Source organism: Paraburkholderia sp. Ac-20336 (assembly GCF_017105025.1).
GTDB lineage: Bacteria > Pseudomonadota > Gammaproteobacteria > Burkholderiales > Burkholderiaceae > Paraburkholderia.
On record NZ_JAAGPS010000064.1, the window covers coordinates 12,559 to 31,061 of the forward strand.

Annotated in this window: 16 protein-coding genes; 8 read left to right on the forward strand and 8 right to left on the reverse strand. The window is 64.8% G+C overall.

Going from position 1 to position 18,503, the window contains the following annotated elements; translation table 11 throughout:
- The first annotated feature begins 32 nt into the window (after positions 1-32).
- Both alc and GXB81_RS18780 read left to right on the forward strand, forming a co-directional pair.
- On the forward strand, positions 33-1,043 hold the full coding sequence (gene alc, locus GXB81_RS18775; RefSeq protein WP_205990018.1) for an allantoicase: 1,011 nt from the start codon (positions 33-35) through the stop codon (positions 1,041-1,043).
- Positions 1,040-1,552 (forward strand): ureidoglycolate lyase, encoded by a 513-nt coding sequence (locus tag GXB81_RS18780; RefSeq protein WP_205990019.1) that lies wholly within the window; start codon positions 1,040-1,042, stop codon positions 1,550-1,552. The genes alc and GXB81_RS18780 overlap by 4 nt, the downstream gene beginning before the upstream one ends.
- A 191-nt stretch (positions 1,553-1,743) precedes the next feature.
- Here GXB81_RS18780 and GXB81_RS18785 read toward each other — a convergent pair whose 3' ends face one another.
- The 4 genes from GXB81_RS18785 to uraH all read right to left on the reverse strand — a co-directional run bounded on the left by GXB81_RS18785 (position 1,744) and on the right by uraH (position 5,439).
- Positions 1,744-3,093: a type II toxin-antitoxin system HipA family toxin gene (locus GXB81_RS18785; protein ID WP_167046110.1), complete on the reverse strand. Its 1,350-nt coding sequence runs from the start codon at positions 3,091-3,093 to the stop codon at positions 1,744-1,746.
- Positions 3,090-3,356 (reverse strand): helix-turn-helix transcriptional regulator, encoded by a 267-nt coding sequence (locus GXB81_RS18790; RefSeq protein ID WP_167046107.1) that lies wholly within the window; start codon positions 3,354-3,356, stop codon positions 3,090-3,092. The genes GXB81_RS18785 and GXB81_RS18790 overlap by 4 nt, the downstream gene beginning before the upstream one ends.
- Positions 3,357-3,638: 282 nt before the next feature.
- A complete protein-coding gene (locus GXB81_RS18795; protein ID WP_205990020.1) occupies positions 3,639-4,832 on the reverse strand; it encodes a urate hydroxylase PuuD in 1,194 nt (397 codons plus the stop codon).
- A 253-nt stretch (positions 4,833-5,085) separates the two neighbouring features.
- Positions 5,086-5,439, reverse strand: a complete 354-nt coding sequence (gene uraH, locus GXB81_RS18800; protein WP_205990021.1) for a hydroxyisourate hydrolase — start codon at positions 5,437-5,439, stop codon at positions 5,086-5,088.
- A gap of 563 nt (positions 5,440-6,002) precedes the next feature.
- Between uraH and GXB81_RS18805 the strand changes: the two genes are divergently transcribed.
- Positions 6,003-7,439 carry an 8-oxoguanine deaminase gene (locus GXB81_RS18805; RefSeq protein WP_240159138.1) on the forward strand — a complete coding sequence of 479 codons (1,437 nt, stop codon included), beginning with the start codon at positions 6,003-6,005 and terminating at the stop codon, positions 7,437-7,439.
- Between the two features lie 152 nt (positions 7,440-7,591).
- On the opposite strand, the gene GXB81_RS18810 is transcribed toward GXB81_RS18805, so the two are convergent.
- Positions 7,592-8,524, reverse strand: coding sequence for a LysR substrate-binding domain-containing protein (locus GXB81_RS18810; protein WP_167046098.1), 933 nt, complete (start codon positions 8,522-8,524; stop codon positions 7,592-7,594).
- 336 nt (positions 8,525-8,860) lie between these two features.
- Here GXB81_RS18810 and GXB81_RS18815 point away from each other — a divergent pair, with 336 nt between their 5' ends.
- The 4 genes from GXB81_RS18815 (at position 8,861) to GXB81_RS18830 (ending at position 13,776) form a co-directional block, all read left to right on the forward strand.
- Positions 8,861-10,390, forward strand: coding sequence for an ABC transporter ATP-binding protein (locus tag GXB81_RS18815; protein WP_241016433.1), 1,530 nt, complete (start codon positions 8,861-8,863; stop codon positions 10,388-10,390).
- Between the two features lie 36 nt (positions 10,391-10,426).
- Positions 10,427-11,533, forward strand: coding sequence for an ABC transporter permease (locus GXB81_RS18820; RefSeq protein ID WP_205990023.1), 1,107 nt, complete (start codon positions 10,427-10,429; stop codon positions 11,531-11,533).
- Between the two features lie 59 nt (positions 11,534-11,592).
- Entirely contained in the window at positions 11,593-12,522 is a 930-nt protein-coding gene (locus GXB81_RS18825) for an ABC transporter permease (RefSeq protein ID WP_205990024.1), read from the forward strand.
- 159 nt (positions 12,523-12,681) lie between these two features.
- Complete coding sequence (locus GXB81_RS18830) at positions 12,682-13,776, forward strand: BMP family ABC transporter substrate-binding protein (RefSeq protein ID WP_205990025.1); 1,095 nt, start codon at positions 12,682-12,684, stop codon at positions 13,774-13,776.
- A gap of 288 nt (positions 13,777-14,064) precedes the next feature.
- On the opposite strand, the gene GXB81_RS18835 is transcribed toward GXB81_RS18830, so the two are convergent.
- Positions 14,065-14,274, reverse strand: a complete 210-nt coding sequence (locus GXB81_RS18835) for a dodecin (protein WP_167046083.1) — start codon at positions 14,272-14,274, stop codon at positions 14,065-14,067.
- Positions 14,275-14,716: 442 nt separating this feature from the next.
- On the opposite strand from GXB81_RS18835, the gene GXB81_RS18840 reads away from it, so the two are divergent.
- On the forward strand, positions 14,717-16,309 hold the full coding sequence (locus GXB81_RS18840; protein ID WP_167046080.1) for an ABC-F family ATPase: 1,593 nt from the start codon (positions 14,717-14,719) through the stop codon (positions 16,307-16,309).
- 283 nt (positions 16,310-16,592) lie between these two features.
- Here GXB81_RS18840 and GXB81_RS18845 read toward each other — a convergent pair whose 3' ends face one another.
- Positions 16,593-16,796 (reverse strand): DUF1289 domain-containing protein, encoded by a 204-nt coding sequence (locus tag GXB81_RS18845; protein ID WP_167046078.1) that lies wholly within the window; start codon positions 16,794-16,796, stop codon positions 16,593-16,595.
- 55 nt (positions 16,797-16,851) lie between these two features.
- Positions 16,852-18,153, reverse strand: a complete 1,302-nt coding sequence (locus GXB81_RS18850) for an Nramp family divalent metal transporter (protein ID WP_167046075.1) — start codon at positions 18,151-18,153, stop codon at positions 16,852-16,854.
- Positions 18,154-18,503 lie beyond the last annotated feature (350 nt).

Here is an 18,503-nt window from a genome sequence, read left to right on the forward strand (position 1 = left end):
ACCCATACCAATCGATATCAAGGACGACAAAGATGGCACTTCCGATTCTCGATCCCAACGCACCGGAATTCACGCGCCGTTACGTGAACCTGGCGGACCCGCGTCTGGGCGCGCAGGCGCTCGCGGCCAGCGACGAATTTTTCGCGCCGAAGGACCGCATGCTGAATCCGGAGCCGGCCGTCTTCATTCCGGGCAAGTACGACGACAACGGCAAGTGGATGGACGGCTGGGAAACGCGCCGCAAGCGCACGACCGGCTACGACTGGTGCGTCGTCAAGCTCGCGCGGCCGGGCGTCATCAAGGGGCTCGACCTCGACACGAGCCACTTCACCGGCAACTTCCCGCCGGCGGCGTCGGTGGAAGCGGCGCGCGTCGTGGATGGCGCGCCGAACCAGGCGACGCAATGGACCGAGATCGTGCCGTCGACTACCTTGCAGGGCAATAGCCACCACTACCTCGACGTCAGCGACGCGAACGCGTACACGCATCTGCGCGTGAACATCTATCCGGACGGCGGCATCGCGCGTCTGCGTGTGTACGGTCAGCCGCAGGTCGACTGGGCCGGCGCGAGCCGCACCGAGCAGTTCGATCTCGCCGCGATGGAAAACGGCGCGTATCTGGTCGGCGCGAACAACCAGCACTTCGGCGCGGCCTCGACGATCATGATGCCGGGCCGCGGCGTCAACATGGGCGACGGCTGGGAAACGCGCCGTCGCCGCGAGCCGGGCAACGACTGGGCGATCGTCGCGCTCGCGCAGCCGGGCGTGATCCGCAAGATCGAAGTCGACACCGCGCACTTCAAGGGCAACTATCCGGATCGCTGCTCGATCCAGGCCGCGTACGTGAAGGGCGGCACCGACAGCTCGCTCGTCACGCAGGCGATGTTCTGGCCGGTGCTGCTCGGCGAACAGAAGCTGCAGATGGACAAGCAGCATTTCTTCGAAAGCGAGATCGCGGCGCTCGGGCCGGTCACGCACGTGCGCTTCAATATCTATCCGGACGGCGGCGTGTCGCGTCTGCGTCTGTGGGGTACGCTCGAATGAAAACGCTCGCCATCGAACCGCTGACGAAGGACGCCTTCGCCGCATTCGGCGACGTGATCGAACTCGAAGGCGCAAGGCAGATTCCGATCAACCTCGGCACGACGATCCGCTATCACGATCTCGCGAAAGTGGACGTGAGCGACGAGAACGGCCGCACGCTCGTCAATCTGTTTCGTGGTCAGCCGCGCACGCTGCCGTTCGAGGTGAAGATGCTCGAGCGTCATCCGCTCGGCAGCCAGGCGTTCGTGCCGCTCAACGACAAGCCGTATCTGGTCGTCGTCGCGCCTGTGGGCGAACTCGACCCGGCGCGGATTCGCGCGTTCGTGACGAGCGGCTGGCAGGGTGTCAACTACGCGAAGGGCGTGTGGCACCATCCGCTGATCGCGTTGGGCGAGGTGAGCGACTTTATCGTTGTCGATCGCGGCGGGGACGGGCTCAATCTCAACGAGCAGGATCTCGACGAGCCGCTGTGGCTGACCGAGGATGCGTTGAGCGCGGTGGCGGTTTGATGGCAAGACGACTGCCGGGGAGCCGGTAGCGTGCCGGTTTGAAGGGGAAGCCCGCGACGTAGGGTATGTCGCGGGCTTTTTTATGGGGGCGGTGGTTGGCGAGACGAAAACGCTGGCTTCAAAGGTTGCATGAAGGTTTGCATTCAGGCTTGCATCAAGGGCCGCGTCAACGTCGACGCCAGCGTGCGCGCTCAGCTTCGCCTGCCAAGCAGCGGCGAATGTCCGATCACCTCTCTTGTCCGTTCGGGCGGCTCGGGCGCCGAAAATCCCGCTGCTTCGATTGCCGGCTTGAGCCCCTTGAATTGCAGGCTTTTCTTCGAGGAGCGCAACGAGGCCATGCCGTCGTCCCACGCATGCAGCATCTGCTTGGCGAGCGCGCGCCACTGCGGTTCGTTGCGGGCCGCTTCGATCAGTTCATGGCCGACGTCGACCGCCGAGTCGCATAACGCCTCGACCATCTGCGCATATTGACGCGGCGCGATACCCATACGGGTGTTGAAAAAGCGCTCCAGTGTCTTGCCGGCTGCCCAGGTCTTGCGGCCGTCAACGGCCAGGCCCGGCGGATTGGCTGCGAAGCGCGGATATGCCTGCGTCGTTACGACGTCGTAGACAGGCGTGAACGCGACATCGTCAATCGAGGTATAGAACAGCGCGACATTCTTGGTGTGGCAGTCCGCATTGCGCACGACGTAGTTCGTCAGCAGATGCCAGCCAAGCTGCTGAAGTTGCGCGCGCATGGCGTCGCGATCGAGCAGATAGGCGCGCGCGGCGTTGAGCAGCTTTTCGCTGGTCGAATTGTATTTTTCGTGCGGCGGCAAGCCGAGCAGGCCGCACATGTCTTCCACGCCATATGCCGGAAATCCCTGCGCATCGACGTCGAAGCGTTCGACGATCAGCGCGCGGCCATCGTCCGACATCCGCGTGCGCGCAACCGGCGCAACGCCGAGCCTCTCCAGCACGCGCATCGAATAGAACTCGTTGAAACCGAGAAACGGCGTGTTGTCGTCCGAACCCTTGACGATGTGGCGGCTCGTTCGAAGCGTGGGTTTGCCGAGCGGCAACAGCGTGGGCGCAACGGGCGGCGTCGCTTCCGGTGCGATGAACTTCGGCACGACGCCCGAGATGGCGGCCCGCGCGTATTCGCGGACGAGCTGCGCAAAATGTTCGGCGGAGTTGTCGCCGTGCAGGATGTCCTCGACGTCGAGCGCCTGGAGTTCGGTGCCCGGCGCGACCCCTTCGGGCGTGACCGTGACCCGGCCAATCCCCATCGAGCCCACGACGGCAAGCAGCGAGAGATCGGTGCCGTCGAGCAGCGGCCCGAACTGCTCGCGGATCAGATTCAGCAGATAGCCCTCGGGCAGGTTCTGCCGGAAAAACGGATGCAGGTCACGCGGCCAGCGCCAGGCCTCTTCGCGCACCGGCATCGTCAGGCTGATGAAGTCGGCCGCGCTCGCGTCGCCGTTGTATTTGAGCACATAGTCGTCGCGTTCGCGAAACAGCGTGGCGACGTTTTTGCCGAGTACCTGGACGTCGAGCTTCATGGCTGCGCGTCCGGGCTGCGCTGTTCCGCGAGGATGTCTTCGAGCGTGCGGCCGTGTCCGTGAGCGACGAACTTGAGGTCGTAGCCGGCGGCTTCGAGCAGGCGCACGAGCACGGACACGCTCATGTCGTTTTTGGCGAGCGTTTCCATACGTGCGACGGTCGTGCGGGCAACACCCGCGCGGCGCGCGAGTTCTTCCTGCGACAGGTTGCTGTTGCGCCGCACGGTTTTGAGCATCTCGGAGACATCGGCGAGGTGGGTCATTTGTAGCCTCAGGGCATCAAATTCGGCGAATTCAGCTTGAATTGTAGCCCAGGAGACACAGAAATACGATTTATTTTTGTGCCTCTTGGGCTACATTTTTCCCGTTTTCGATGCTTTTTGTAGCCTCAGGGCATCAACTCAGGGCGTCAAAGTGCTATATCGATTCTGCCGACCACACACGCCACCATCGCCAAACGACCGCGGGCTTGCCGCTCCCGCGACAAGCCCGCTTTACATTGCAGCCTCGACTTCGGTGCCGGATCGCTCGCCCGGCACCCACCCTTACTTCGCCGCGCCTCCCTCGAACCACGCCGCGATCTTCATCCGTTCCTCATCGGTCATGTGCGTGACGTTGCCGAGCGGCATCGCCTTCAGCGCGACCGCCTGCTGATAGATGCGCTGCGCGTTCTGCGAGATTTCGTCGGGCGTATCCATCATCACGCCGGCCGGTGCGCTGCCCATCATCGTCGGATGGGCGGAGTGGCAGGCCACGCAGCGCTGCTGCAGCACCGGCGCGATGTCGGCGACCTTCAGCGTCGGCGCGTTGGCGGCCTGCGCCTGCGGCACCACCGGGCGCGGCATGGTCCACGCGAGCGCGACGCACATCAGCGCGACGCCGACGAGCGGCAGATACCACAGCACCTGGCCGCGATGGCGCATCACGAAGAACTGGCGGATCAGCGCGCCGGCCAGCATGATGACGACGAGCACGGCCCAGTTGTACGGATGCGTGTAGGTCATCGCGTAGTGGTTCGACAGCATCGCGAACACGACCGGCAGCGTGAAATACGTGTTGTGCACCGAGCGCTGCTTGCCGCGCTTGCCGTAGATCGGGTTCGGCGTGTCGCCCTTGAGCATCGCGTCGACCATCTTGCGCTGGCCCGGAATGATCACGAAGAACACGTTGGCCGACATGATCGTCGCGAGCATCGCGCCCATGATCAGATACGCCGCGCGACCCGCGAAGATATGGCAGGCGAGGTACGCCGCGATCAGCACGTAGGCGCCGACGCAGATGCCGAGCAGCCTGTCGCGTGTGCCGAGAATGCGGCACAGCGAGTCGTAGACGATCCAGCCGGCCGCGAGGAAGCCGATTGCCGAGGCGACCGCGACCACCGGCCCCATGTCGAGCACGTTCTTGTCGATCAGGTAAGTGCTCGGCGAGAACAGATACAGCACGGTAAAGAGACCGAAGCCCGACATCCACGTCGTGTACGACGGCCACTTCGACCAGTGCAGGTCTTCCGGCATTTCGGGCGGCGCGACCGTGTACTTCTGCATGTTGTAGAAACCGCCGCCATGCACGTGCCACAACTCGCCGAACACGCCGCGGCGGCGCTGGTTCGGATCGGTCGGTGGTTTCAGGCTGTTGTCGAGCGCGACGAAATAGAACGATTCGCCGATCCACGCAATCGCGGCGATGACGTGGAACCAGCGAATCGCGAGGTTCAGCCAGTCGGTGATAAAGCCTTCCATGAAACTCCTCCACTTCTGATTCGTTGTGCGCGCGATGACGTTCGACGTTGCCGGTCATCGCGCCGGCTGCGGGGTAAAAGACGCAGCACGGGTTTTTATGGGTATCGCGGGGCGTGCGGCCCATCGCGTTGCGCGCAGGTTCGCCGGTCGTCGCTCGTGTCTCCTCCGCGGGACCGGCGAGCATCCGCGCAATGCGTTCGGGCGCGGCTCTCGCGTACGCGGCCTGGTTGCTCCGTGGCCTGGTGCCCGTGGCCTAGCTGCCCCGATACGTGCTGTAAGCCCACGGCGACACGAGCAGCGGCACGTGATAGTGCGCGCCCGTATCGGCGACACCGAAGCGCAGCACCACGCGATCGACGAAGCGCGGCTCGGGCAGCTGCGTGCCGAGCGACGCGAAGTAGTCGCCGGCGCCGAACACGAGTTCGTATTCGCCCGCGACGAGCGCATCGCCTTCGAGCAGCGGCTCGTCGCAACGGCCATCGTGATTCGTGAGGGTGGTTTTGAGCACGCGGCGCGTGTCGCCCGCGAGCGCGAAGAGTTCGACCTTGATGCCCGCGCCGGGACGGCCGTTCGCGGTGTCGAGCACGTGGGTAGTGAGCTTGCCCATTCGCAATTGTCCTTGTGTGAATGCGAGGTGTCGGTGGCGGCCCGATCCATTAACGTTAGCGGCGGATCGAGGCTCCACGTCAGTGGCTACATACCCGTCGGCGAACTGAAGCGAGCGCCGTGGAAGTCATTGTAGAAAGGATGCGCCGTCCCGCGCGCGAGCGATAGGAAAGATAATAGCTGGCGCATGACGGACAGCCTTCTGAAAGCCCGCGCGCGCCGCTTTCCGGCCTGTTTTACGTTCATTTGCTCGCCGGATCATCGTAGCGCGGACAAAAAACGGACCACTATATCGGCGGCGTGAATCCGGGTATCGCAACGGCGCGAGTTGCGGCCGTTATTTTGGCCACGCAAGGTTCACGTTATGCGCGGCGCGCGATGAACCGATAGTTCAAGGTTCAACGCCGAGGTTCAAACCCGCGCAACTCCCGAAGACGGCGTGACACGCTGGGTAACCGGGCCAACGGCGTTCGACGGAACGCGGCGGCGCGGTTCGCGTGCCGCCGCATCGCGTTCGAACGACTTTGCACGACAGCACCGAAAGCACAAAGGCGGAGAAAACGAATGACGATGGAACCGGCAGCAGCCACGAATACGCCATCCAGCGAGGCAACATCCCAGACGGCGACGGCGGGCAAACCGAAAAAAACGCTGCTCGTGAAGCACGCGGATGTACTCGTCACGATGGACGGCGAGCGGCGCGAGTTGCGCGACGGCGGCCTGTATATCGAGGACAACCGCATCGTCGCGGTCGGCCCGACAGCGCAATTGCCGCATACGGCCGACGAGGTGCTCGACATGCGCGGCCATCTCGTGATTCCGGGCCTCGTCAACACGCATCACCACATGTACCAGAGCCTCACGCGCGCGATTCCGGCCGCGCAGAACGCCGAACTGTTCGGCTGGCTCACGAATCTCTACAAGGTGTGGGCGAACCTCACGCCCGAAATGATCGAAGTCTCGACGCTAACTGCGATGGCCGAACTGCTGCTGTCCGGCTGCACGACGTCGAGCGACCATCTGTACATCTACCCGAACGGCAGCCGTCTCGACGACAGCATCGCCGCTGCGCGCCGCATCGGCATGCGCTTTCATGCGGCGCGCGGCAGCATGAGCGTGGGCCAGAAAGAGGGCGGCTTGCCGCCCGATTCGGTGGTCGAGCGCGAGGCGGACATCCTGAAGGACACGCAGCGTCTGATCGAGACGTATCACGACGAAGGGCGTTACGCGATGCTGCGCGTCGTGGTCGCGCCGTGCTCGCCGTTTTCGGTGAGCCGCGATCTGATGCGCGAATCGGCGCTGCTCGCGCGCGAGTACGGCGTGTCGATGCACACGCATCTTGCCGAGAACGTCAACGACGTCGAGTACAGCCGCGAGAAGTTCGGCATGACGCCGGCCGAGTATGCGCACGATCTCGGCTGGGTCGGCCGCGACGTCTGGCATGCGCACTGCGTGCAACTCGACGACGCCGGCATCGAGCTGTTCGCGCGCACCGGCACCGGCGTCGCGCATTGTCCTTGTTCGAACATGCGGCTCGCGTCGGGCATCGCGCGCGTGCGGCGCATGCGCTCGGCGGGGGTGCCGGTCGGGCTCGGCGTCGACGGCTCGGCTTCGAACGACGGCGCGCAGATGGTCGCCGAGGTGCGCCAGGCGCTGCTGCTGCAGCGCGTCGGTTTCGGCCCCGATGCGATGAGCGCGCGCGATGCGCTCGAAATCGCCACGCTCGGCGGCGCGCGCGTGCTGAACCGCGACGACATCGGCGCGCTCGCTCCCGGCATGGCGGCGGATTTCATCGCGTTCGATCTGCGTCAGCCGCTGTTTGCGGGCGCGCTGCACGATCCGGTGGCGGCGCTCGTGTTTTGCGCGCCGTCGCAGGTGAGCCATAGCGTGATCGACGGCCAGGTGGTCGTGCGGGATGGACGCTTGACGACGCTCGACCTCGGGCCGGTCATCGAGCGGCATAACGGGCTGGCGCGGGTGCTGTATGAGGCGGCGGTGTAGGGCCCTGCTAACGCGCTGATTAGCGGACTAAACAGCGGGCTGAATAGCAGGCCGACCAGCAGGCTGACCAGCGGGGGCCGACGGGCAGCGAGAAGAGGGCCGGCGAAAGACAGGCAGGGGACGGGCCAAAGACCTCGCCCCCCGGGGCAGCCTCAAGGCTTGTCGATCAACGTCTTCGTCGCCTCGGCGACGAGCCCGCGCAGCCAGCGCACTTCGTCGGAGTAATGCACGCGCTCGTGCCACAGCTGGTAGTACTGCATCGGCGGAAAATCGAGCGGCGCGGGCACCACGGTCAGCGGCAGGAACTTCGCGTAGTAGTCGGCAAAGAGGCGCGTGGTCGTGAAGATCAGGTCGGACTTGATCAGCACGTACGGCGCCAGATTGAAGTACGGCAGCGTGACGACCACGTGGCGCTTTAAGCGCTCGCGCGCGAGGTGCACGTCGATCGCGCCGCGCTGGCCGACCGAATACGGCGTCGGCGCGAGATGCGGCGCGTTCAGGTACTGGTCGAGCGTAAGCCCGCCGCGTTTGGCGAACGGATGCGTGTTGCTCATCAGGCAAACGATCTGATCGACGAACAGGTTCGACAGATGCAACTGCTCGGGCGGCTCCGGCCAGTTGCCGACCACGATGTCGAGCTTGCCGTCTTCGAGCGCGAGTTCGTAGTCGAACGCGGGACCGAGCGAATGGAATTCGAGCGTCGCGTTCGGCGCGGCCTGGCGAAAGCGTTCGACGACGGTCGGCACGAACAGCACGTTCAGGTAGTCGGGGCAGCCGATCCGGTAGCAGCGGATCGAGGTGGCCGGGTCGAAGTTGTGCTGCTGGAACTTGATGCGCTCGATTTCGCGCAGCGCGTTCTGCACCGGTTCGAGCAGGCGCAGGCCGTATTCGGTCGGCACCATGCCGGACTTGCCGCGTACCAGCAGCGGGTCGCCGGTGATGTCGCGCAGACGGCGCAGCGCGGCGCTGATCGCCGGCTGCGATTGATTGAGTTTGACGGCGGCGCGCGTGACGCTGCGCTCCATCAACAGCGTGTGCAGGACCCGCAGCAGGTACGTGTCGATCGCCTCGCGTTGCTGACTCATGGATTCTCCGAAATATATGTGCTGGCTGATCGAATGGGCGTGTGGGTATAAGCGTTTTAATATGGACGAAACATGCCGTCAAGGGTGGCATACCCGCAGAGGTCGCAGTGGCGCGGGTTTGCGGGAATTTTGGCGGCTCGACTGAGTAGGGCGAATTAGGTATCGTCATCCGATTATGGTGACGGATCGTTCGCGGGCACGCTGGACGAACCCGCGCGGAAACCGGCAGTCACTGACGCACGACGCAATCACATGAGCGACTTTCCCTCTGGCGGCAACGCCGCCGCGCAGCCGGGGCCGGGTTCATCGAACACGGGCACCACGGCGCCACGGCTGATGCTCACGGGCATCACCAAGCAATATCCGTCCGTGCGCGCCAACGACGACGTCACGCTCGTCGTCGCGCCGGGCGAAATCCACGCGGTGCTCGGCGAGAACGGCGCGGGCAAGAGCACGCTGATGAAGATCATCTACGGCGCGGTGCGGCCCGACGCCGGCGAGATTCGCTGGGAAGGCGAGACGGTCGAGATCGCGAATCCGGCGGCCGCGCGCAAGCTCGGCGTCGGCATGGTGTTCCAGCACTTCTCGCTGTTCGAGACGCTGACGGTCGGCGAAAACATCGCGCTCGCGCTCGACGAACCATTCGACCTGAAGACCTTGTCGAAGCGCATTCGCGAGGTGTCGGCCGACTATGGCCTCGACATCGATCCGCAGCGTCACGTGCACAGCCTCACGGTCGGCGAGCGGCAGCGCGTCGAAATCGTGCGCTGTCTGCTGCAGAAGCCGCGGCTGCTGATCATGGACGAACCGACTTCGGTGCTGACGCCGCAGGCGGTCCGCAAGCTCTTCGCGACGCTGCGCCGGCTCGCGGCCGAGGGTTGCAGCATTCTCTACATCAGCCACAAGCTCGACGAAATCCAGGCGTTGTGCGACACCGCGACCGTCATGCGCGGCGGCCGCGTGACCGGTCACGTCAAGCCGAAGCACGAGACGCACGCATCGCTCGCGCAACTGATGGTCGGCCATTCGCTGCCCGATTACACGCGGCGCGAGCACCAGCCGGGTGCGGTGCTGCTCGACGTGAAGCGGCTGTCGGTGGCAAGCGACGACCCGTTCGGCACGTCGCTGCATGAGGTGTCGTTCAGCGTGCATGCGGGCGAGATCTTCGGCATTGCGGGCGTGTCGGGCAACGGGCAGGCGGAATTGCTGGCGGCGCTATCGGGTGAAAAACGCGCCGAAAAACGCAGCATGCCGGCCGATGCGATCACGATCTGCGGCAAGCCCACCGCGCGTCTCGGCGCGGGCGGCCGGCGCGCGCTCGGCTTCGGCTTCGTGCCGGAAGAGCGTCTCGGCCGCGGCGCGGTGCCGTCGATGAGTCTCGCGGACAACGCCTTGCTCACCGCGCATCGCCAGCAGATGGTGAGCTCGGGCTGGATTCGCGCGGGCGCGATACGCGCGTTCGCGAAGCGCTGCATCGATGCATTCGACGTGCGCTGCGGCGGCCCGGACGCGCTCGCGCAGAGTCTGTCGGGCGGCAATCTGCAGAAGTACATCATGGGCCGCGAGATCCTGCAGGCGCCGAAGGTGCTCGTGGTCGCGCAGCCGACATGGGGTGTCGATGTCGGCGCGGCGGCGTTTATCCGTCAGCAACTGCTCGATCTGTCGGCGCGCGGCGTCGCGATTCTCGTGATCTCCGAAGAGCTGGAAGAGCTGGTCGATATCTGCGATCGCCTCGCGGTGCTCGCGGGCGGCCGGCTCTCGCCGGTGCGTGCGACCGGCGCGACCCATGCCGAGGAAATCGGCCGCTGGATGGCGGGGCTGTTCGGCGACCGCGAGGGCGCGGCGGACCAGCCGGCGCATGCGTGACTCACCGAACCGAACCCGAACCATTACACGCTATTCATGACGCTTCCTTATCGACTCGAAGCCCGCACGGCGCCCTCGCGCGCGATGCAGCTTGCCGTGCCGCTGATCGCCGCGTTGCTGACGCTCGCGATCGGCTTCCTGATCTTCGGCCTCGTCGGCCGCGACCCGTTGCAGGCGATGCACGCGTTCTTCATCGAGCCGCTCTCCAGCATCAACGGCTGGTCGGAACTGCTGCTGAAGGCGTCGCCGCTGTGCCTGATCGGCCTCGGTCTCGCGATCGGTTATCGCGCGAATGTCTGGAACATCGGCGCCGAAGGGCAGATGCTGCTCGGCGGCATTGCCGCGAGCGGCGTCGCGATCTATTTCGATCAGGCAAGCGGCAGGTGGATTCTGCCGACGATGATGCTCGCCGGCGTGCTCGGCGGCATGACGTGGGCCGCGATTCCGGCGTTCCTGAAGAGCCGCTTCAACACCAACGAGATTCTCGTGAGCCTGATGCTCACCTACGTCGCGACGCAACTGCTGATCTATCTCGTGAGCGGCCCGTGGCGCGATCCGCAGGGCATGAATTTTCCGCTGTCGGAAATGTTCGGCGGCGACGCGCTCTATCCGACGCTCTATGGCGACTGGCACTGGACATGGCTGCGCGGCACGCGCCTCAACGCCTCGGTCTTCCTCACGCTGATCGCGATTCCGCTCGCATGGCTTTTCATGCGCAAGAGCTTCGCGGGCTACCGGATGAACGTCGGCGGACTCGCGCCGCTCGCCGCGCGCTATGCCGGTTTCTCCGACACGAAGACCGTCTGGACCTCGCTGCTCATCAGCGGCGGTCTCGCGGGGCTCGCCGGCATGGGCGAGATCGCCGGTCCGATCGGCCAGTTGCAGGCGACCTGGTCGCCGGGCTACGGCTTCACCGCGATCATCGTCGTCTTCGTCGGGCGCCTGCATCCGCTCGGCATCGTGCTCGCGAGTCTGCTGATGGCGCTGCTCTATCTCGGCGGCGAAGCGGTGCAGACCTCGATGCAACTGCCGCAGGCGCTCTCGGGCGTGTTCCAGGGGCTACTGCTGTTCTGCCTGCTCGGCGCCGATCTGTTCGTGAACTACCGTGTGCGGCGCCGCTCGGCGGCCGTCGCGGCCCGCTAATCCGCTGATCCGTTTCTTGTCAGCTTCTTATCCATTTCTTATCCGCTCATCCGCCGCTTATGGATATCCAGCAAGCCAGCGCGCTCACGTCGAGCGCCGTCACCGCGTCGATCCCGCTGATGTTCGCGGGCGCGGGCGAACTCGTCGCCGAGAAGTCGGGCGTGCTCAACCTCGGCGTCGAGGGGATGATGCTGATGGGCGCCGTGAGCGGCTACGCGGTCACGGCGCTCACGGGCAGCCCGTGGCTCGGCGTGCTCGCCGCGATCGGCGCCGGTCTCGCGATGTCGCTGCTGTTCGCGTTCCTCACGCTGACGATGCTCGCCAACCAGGTCGCGACCGGCCTGTCGCTGACGATCTTCGGCATCGGCCTGTCGGCCTATGTCGGCAAGCCGTACACGTCGACCGCCGTGCGCGCGACGATCGACACGTGGACCATTCCCGGCCTCTCGAAGATTCCGGTGCTCGGCCTGGCGCTGTTTACGCTCACGCCGCTCGATTACCTCGCATTCCTGATGTTTGCCGCGATCGGCTGGTTCCTGTATCGCACGCGTGCCGGGCTCGTGCTGCGCTCGGTCGGCGAATCGCCGCAGGTCGCGCACTCGGTCGGCTTTCCGGTGGTCGGCGTGCGCTATGGCGCGGTGGCCTTCGGCGGCGGCATGGCGGGGCTCGCCGGCGGCTACTATTCGATCGTCAATCTGCACCTGTGGCAGGAGAGTCTGACCTCGGGGCGCGGCTGGATCGCGCTCGCGCTCGTCGTGTTCGCGACGTGGCGCCCCGGGCGTCTCCTGATCGGCGCGCTGCTGTTCGGCGCGGTCACGGGCCTGCAGTTCTATGCGCAGGCGATCGGCGTGCCGGTGCCGACGCAGTTCCTCGCGATGCTGCCGTACGTCGCGACGATCGTCGTACTCGCGCTGATCTCGCGCAATCCGAACACGATCCGTCTGAATGCGCCCGCATCGCTCGGCAAGCCGTTTTTCTCGGCGGGCTGAGCGGGCCGGCGTTTTTGGCGATTCGCGCTTCATCATCGGCTCATTGCCATTCGCGCTTCACAGTCCGTTCATCGCAGTCCGCGCTTCACGTTTCGCTCATCACAGTCCGCGCTGCACATTCCGCGCTGCACATTCCGGTTAACACGACAGGGGAACCACATGAAGAGAAGAAATCTGCTGACCGCTTTCGCCTCGTGCGCGGCTTCGCTCGCACTCGCCGCGCCGCTCGCGCAAACCGCGCAGGCCGCCGATGTGCCGGGCGTCGCCTTCGTCTATATCGGCAATCCGGGCGATGCCGGCTGGACCTTCGCGCACGACCAGGGCTCGCGCGAAGTCGAGGCGAAGTTCGGCAACAAGATCAAAATCACGCGCGTCGAGAACGTGCCGGAATCGGCCGACTCGGAGCGTGTGTTCCGCGATCTCGCGAACAAGGGCAACAAGATCATCTTCGGCACGAGCTTCGGCTTCCAGGACTTCCAGCTGAAGGTGGCGAAGGACTTCCCGGACGCCGTGTTCCTGCACGCGACCGGCTACAAGAAAGCGCCGAACTTCGGCACCTACGACGTGCGCATGTACCAGGGCGCCTATCTGGCCGGCGTCGCCGCGGGCTACGTGACGAAGAGCAACACGCTCGGCTTCGTCGCGTCGGTGCCGATTCCGGAAGTCGTGCGCAACATCAACGCGTTCACGCTCGGCGCGCGCTCGGTGAATCCGAAGGTGCATACGAAGGTGATCTGGATCAACAGCTGGTTCGATCCGGGCAAGGAAAAGCAGGCCGCCGAAACGCTGATCGGCCAGGGCGCCGACGTGCTGCTGCAGAACACCGATTCGAGCGCGACGCTCGCGACCGCGTCGGAGAAACACGTGCATGCGTTCGGCTGGGATTCGGACATGAAGAAGTTCGGTCCTGACGCGCACCTCGGCTCGGTGGTCGCGCACTGGGGCGTGTACTACAACGCGGTGATCCAGCAGGTGCTCGACGGCAAGTGGAAGAACGATCCGGTGTGGTGGGGCCTGCCGCAGAAGGCGGTCAATCTCGAAGACCTGAACACGTCGGCGATTTCGGCCGATGCGCAGAAACAGGTGGCGGCGAAACGCGAGGAACTCGCGAGCGGCAAGCGCGACGTGTTCACGGGGCCGATCAAGGATCAGTCGGGGGCGGTGAAGATTCCGGACGGCAAGACGCTGACCGATCCGGAATTGCAGCGCCTGAACTGGTATGTCGAGGGGGTGGACGGGTCGTTGCCGAAGTGAGGCGCGGCAGGGCGGCCGGGGCGTGTCGCCTCGGGCCGGTTCGCAGTGCCCGGCGGGTATCGGCATCGGCCGGTGAACGCTGGCACGTTGTAGCCGCAGCCGGTTCTTGAGCGGCTCGTCTGCGACATCTGCTGCGGCAAGCCGGGCCGGTTTCACGAAAACGCTGCGAAAAAGCTGCGTCCGCCTCAGCCCGGGTGCAGCTTTTTTCTACCGCCGATTCCGCGACGTCGCAGTACCGGAGACTGCCGCCGCGTCACGACACTGCAACGCCGCTGCTCAATCCTGCTTTCAGTCGTCGATACGCAGGCCTACCTTGAGCGTTACCTGCCAGTACGCGACCTTGCCGTCCTGGATCTGCCCGCGCGTTTCCGTCACTTCGAACCAGTGCAGATTACGCAGCGTTTTCGACGCTTTGGCGATGGCGGTGCTGATGGCGTCGTCGATCGATTTCGTCGACGAGCCGGTCAGTTCGATCTTCTTGTAAACGTGCTCTGACATGGATGTTCTCCTGGGTCTGCGCCGCAGATCGGCAAAGCGCCGTTCGGCCGGGCGCGGGCGAGACAAGCGCCTTCGAAAAGTATAGGCAACGATGTGCGCGGTTTATGGGTGATGCGTGTGGCCGCACGCCTGGGGCGGTGGCGTGGCCGCGTGTGGGGCCGGGTGTGTGACCGTTAAAGCGGCGTCATGCGCGGCACGTAACATGCGATGGCCCGATCCGTCAGGCCGTGCGGCGTTGGCCGGCCATCCCGCCGTGGCGCGCGGCCACGAAATTTGCCGATACCGATCGATACCGAGCCGCCGGTTTTCACCGCCGTATTACCGACGCCGCAACAACGGATGGGGCCGTCAGGCAAAGCGGCGCAGTCCGTGCGGGTTAGATTAGCGATAGTCTGCTAAAATATTGGGTTTTTCGCCGATATCACATTCAAAGGGACGCGCCGTGCTGTCTACTGCCAATATCACCATGCAATTCGGGCCGAAGCCCCTCTTCGAGAACATTTCGGTCAAATTCGGGGAAGGGAACCGCTACGGCCTGATCGGTGCGAACGGCTGCGGTAAATCCACTTTCATGAAGATTCTCGGCTCGGATCTCGAACCGAGCTCGGGCAACGTGATGCTCGAACCGAACGTGCGTCTCGGCAAGCTCCGCCAGGACCAGTTCGCCTACGAAGACGTACGCGTGCTCGACGTCGTGATGATGGGCCACACCGAAATGTGGGCCGCCATGACCGAGCGCGACGCGATCTACGCGAACCCCGACGCCACCGACGACGACTACATGCACGCCGCCGAACTCGAAGCGAAGTTCGCCGAGTACGACGGCTACACGGCCGAAGCGCGCGCGGGCGAACTGCTGCTCGGCATCGGCATCGCGATCGAAGACCACAACGGCCCGATGAGCAACGTGGCGCCGGGCTGGAAACTGCGCGTGCTGCTCGCCCAGGCGCTGTTCTCGAAGCCGGACGTGCTGCTGCTCGACGAGCCGACCAACAACCTCGACATCAACTCGATCCGCTGGCTGGAAGATGTTCTGAACCAGTACAACTCGACGATGATCATCATCTCGCACGACCGGCACTTCCTGAACCAGGTCTGCACGCACATGGCCGACATGGACTACGGCACGCTGAAGGTCTACCCGGGCAACTACGACGACTACATGCTCGCCAGCACGCAGGCGCGCGAGCGTCAGCAGGCTGCCAATGCGAAGGCCAAGGAGCGCGTGGCCGACCTGCAGGACTTCGTGCGCCGCTTCTCGGCGAACAAGTCGAAGGCGCGCCAGGCCACCAGCCGTCTGAAGATGATCGACAAGATCAAGATTGAGGAATTCAAGCCGTCGTCGCGGCAGAACCCGTTTATCCGTTTCGAGTTCGAGAAGAAGCTGCACAACATCGCGGTGGTGGCGGATACCATCTCGAAGAAATACGAACGCTCGATCTTCAACAACTTCAGCATCAGCGTGCAGCCGGGCGAGCGCATCGCGATCATCGGCGAGAACGGCGCGGGCAAGACCACGCTGCTGCGCTCGCTGCTCGGCAATCTGCAACTCGATCACGGCACGGTGAAGTGGGCGGAAAACGCCAACATCGGCTACATGCCGCAAGATACCTACGAAGAGTTTCCGACTGACGTCACGCTGATGGACTGGATCGACCAGTACCGCAAGGAAGGCGACGACGAGCAGATGGTGCGCGGCACGCTCGGCCGCCTGCTGTTCAATGCGGACGACATCCGCAAATCGGTCAAGGTGCTGTCGGGCGGCGAGAAGGGCCGCATGATCTGGGGCAAGCTGATGCTCGGCCGCCACAACGTGCTGCTGATGGACGAGCCGACCAACCACATGGACATGGAGTCGATCGAGTCGCTGCAGATCGCGCTCGACAAGTTCGACGGCACGCTGATTTTCGTCTCGCACGACCGCGAATTCGTGAGCGGCCTCGCGAACCGGATCATCGAAGTGAAGACCGATGGGACGTTGAACGACTTCGGCGGTAATTACGAGGACTTCCTGACGAGTCAGGGCGTGGAGTAAAGCCTGTTCGAGGCAGCCGGTTTGTCCTGATTGTCTTGAGGCAGCGTAGCGAAACCTGATGGAACCCGATGGCCCGCCGAGGTGGATACCTCGGCGGGCTTTTTGCTGTGGCGCAGGCGTTTCCTTATCCGGACACGAATGCCGGCCGCAAAAATAGAAAATGCCGGGACGTCCCGGCATTTTCCATGGCATGGCATTCAGGCGCGGTACGACACGATGCGCGACCTGCCTCACCCGCATTCCCCGCGATTTGCGGAGAAAACCGGCCTACGGCTTGTCTGGCCTACAACCGGTCGTACTGAAAACGCATCGCCGTGCCTTCCCGTTTGATACGTTCCCAGATCGCGCGCTTTTCCTCGTCGCTGAGGAACACCCAGTTGGATACTTCGTCGGCGGTGCGGCCGCAGCCTTTGCAGACTTCATCGAACAGCGTGGAGCAGACGCCGACGCACGGGCTGTCGGGGAGATCGTGAAGATTCGAAGTCATCGGAAACCTTGTGGCGCAAAAGCGGAGTCCCGCCATGTTACCCGATGCGTAAGCGTCACGCGCCCAGCGCCAACTGCCACAGCAAGGCCCCATTGAGCATCACGATAAACGCCGCCGACAGCCACGCGAGCGCAAGCGGCACGCCATGCACGCGCCAGCCGCGCATGAGGTTCGCATCGGATGCGTAGCGGATCAGCGGCACGACCGCGAGCGGCAATTGCAGGCTCAGCACCACCTGGCTCGCGACGAGCAGTTGGTTCGAGCCGCGCGGACCAAACAGCGCGACCGCGAGCAGCGCCGGCCCGATCGCGAGCGCGCGCGTGAGCAGCGCGCGTTTCCAGCGCGGCAGCCGGATTTGCAGAAAGCCTTCCATGACGGTCTGACCGGCCAGCGTGCCGGTGACGGTCGCGCTCAGGCCGCAGGCGAGCAGTGCCGCCGCGAACAGGATGCTGGCCCAGCGGCTGCCGACGAGCGGCGCGATCAGCCGGTGCGCGTCGGCGAGATCGGTCACGTCGCGATGCCCGCTCGCGTAGAACACGGCCGCCGCGACGATCAGCAGCGCCGCGTTGATGACGAATGCGAACGCGAGCGAGCCGAACGTATCGAGATTGACCACGTGCAGCGCGACCTTGATGCGCGGGTCGCTGCCGTCCGGCGCGTGATGCTTGACGAGCGCCGAGTGCAGATAGAGGTTGTGCGGCATGACCGTCGCGCCGACGATGCCGGCCGCGAGCCACACCATGCCCGCATTCCTCAGCAGCTCGACGCTCGGCGCGGTGCCGGCCAGCGCCGCACGCCAGTCGGGCCGCGCGAGCGCGAGTTGCACGACGAAGCACAGGCCGACGAAGCCGATCAGCACGGCGATCACCGCTTCGAGGCGGCGGCCGCCTTTCTGCTGGAGCGCGAGCAGCGCGAACGTGCAGACCGCCGACATCATTACGCCGACCGTCAGCGAGACGCCGAGCAGCAGTTGCAGTGCAACGGCGCTGCCGACCACCTCGGCGACGTCGCAGGCGATGATCGCGACCTCGCTCGTCAGCCACAGGAACAGCGTCGCGCGCCGGCCGTTGCGCTCGCGGCATAGCTGCGCGAGGTCGCGCCCGGTTACGACGCCGAGCCGCGACGACAGCCATTGCATCAGCATCCCCATCGCGCTCGACAGCAGCACGATGCCGAGCAGCCGGTAGCCGTAGCCCGCGCCGGCGCCGAGCGCGGTCGCCCAGTTGCCGGGGTCGATATAGCCGACCGCGATCAGCGCGCCAGCGCCGAGGAACGAGAACCAGTGCGCGGGCCGCGTGGGCTCGCCCGGCAGACGCCGGCGGCGGTTGGGGCGCAACGCGAAAGGATTGGTGTTCATCGGTGCCTGAGGTCGGAGAGACGCATCCTCTTGCAAGCCACCTGCCCGTCGCGCGCGGCGGGCGGTGGAGCGAGGCAGGGCGGCTATTGCATGATGGCGGCGCCAGCCTCAAGCGCCTATTGTGCACCGCTACTCGCGCGCTCACCTGACAACGGGATGACAGTGCGATAACGGCGGGCTGGCGACGCCGGCGCAAGCCGCGGCCACCCGGTTATCAGCCCCATAATCCCGCATAATTTTAGGTGGACACGCGCCGATAACCCGTTAAAATTGCGGCCATTTTGCAGCGGTGCGGCCCGAGCTGTGCCGTTTGCGCGACAGCTCGGCGTTTTTTTTGGACCGCGCGGTAA

Coding starts and splice junctions, on each gene's coding strand:
- alc (WP_205990018.1), top strand. CDS start 33: ATGGCACTTCCGATTCTCGATCCCAACGCACCGGAATTCACGCGCCGT.
- GXB81_RS18805 (WP_240159138.1), top strand. CDS start 6,003: ATGACGATGGAACCGGCAGCAGCCACGAATACGCCATCCAGCGAGGCA.
- uraH (WP_205990021.1), bottom strand. CDS start 5,439: ATGGGCAAGCTCACTACCCACGTGCTCGACACCGCGAACGGCCGTCCC.
- GXB81_RS18795 (WP_205990020.1), bottom strand. CDS start 4,832: ATGGAAGGCTTTATCACCGACTGGCTGAACCTCGCGATTCGCTGGTTC.
- GXB81_RS18845 (WP_167046078.1), bottom strand. CDS start 16,796: ATGACTTCGAATCTTCACGATCTCCCCGACAGCCCGTGCGTCGGCGTC.
- GXB81_RS18835 (WP_167046083.1), bottom strand. CDS start 14,274: ATGTCAGAGCACGTTTACAAGAAGATCGAACTGACCGGCTCGTCGACG.
- GXB81_RS18810 (WP_167046098.1), bottom strand. CDS start 8,524: ATGAGTCAGCAACGCGAGGCGATCGACACGTACCTGCTGCGGGTCCTG.
- GXB81_RS18820 (WP_205990023.1), top strand. CDS start 10,427: ATGACGCTTCCTTATCGACTCGAAGCCCGCACGGCGCCCTCGCGCGCG.
- GXB81_RS18780 (WP_205990019.1), top strand. CDS start 1,040: ATGAAAACGCTCGCCATCGAACCGCTGACGAAGGACGCCTTCGCCGCA.
- GXB81_RS18785 (WP_167046110.1), bottom strand. CDS start 3,093: ATGAAGCTCGACGTCCAGGTACTCGGCAAAAACGTCGCCACGCTGTTT.
- GXB81_RS18825 (WP_205990024.1), top strand. CDS start 11,593: ATGGATATCCAGCAAGCCAGCGCGCTCACGTCGAGCGCCGTCACCGCG.
- GXB81_RS18850 (WP_167046075.1), bottom strand. CDS start 18,153: ATGAACACCAATCCTTTCGCGTTGCGCCCCAACCGCCGCCGGCGTCTG.
- GXB81_RS18815 (WP_241016433.1), top strand. CDS start 8,861: ATGCTCACGGGCATCACCAAGCAATATCCGTCCGTGCGCGCCAACGAC.
- GXB81_RS18790 (WP_167046107.1), bottom strand. CDS start 3,356: ATGACCCACCTCGCCGATGTCTCCGAGATGCTCAAAACCGTGCGGCGC.
- GXB81_RS18830 (WP_205990025.1), top strand. CDS start 12,682: ATGAAGAGAAGAAATCTGCTGACCGCTTTCGCCTCGTGCGCGGCTTCG.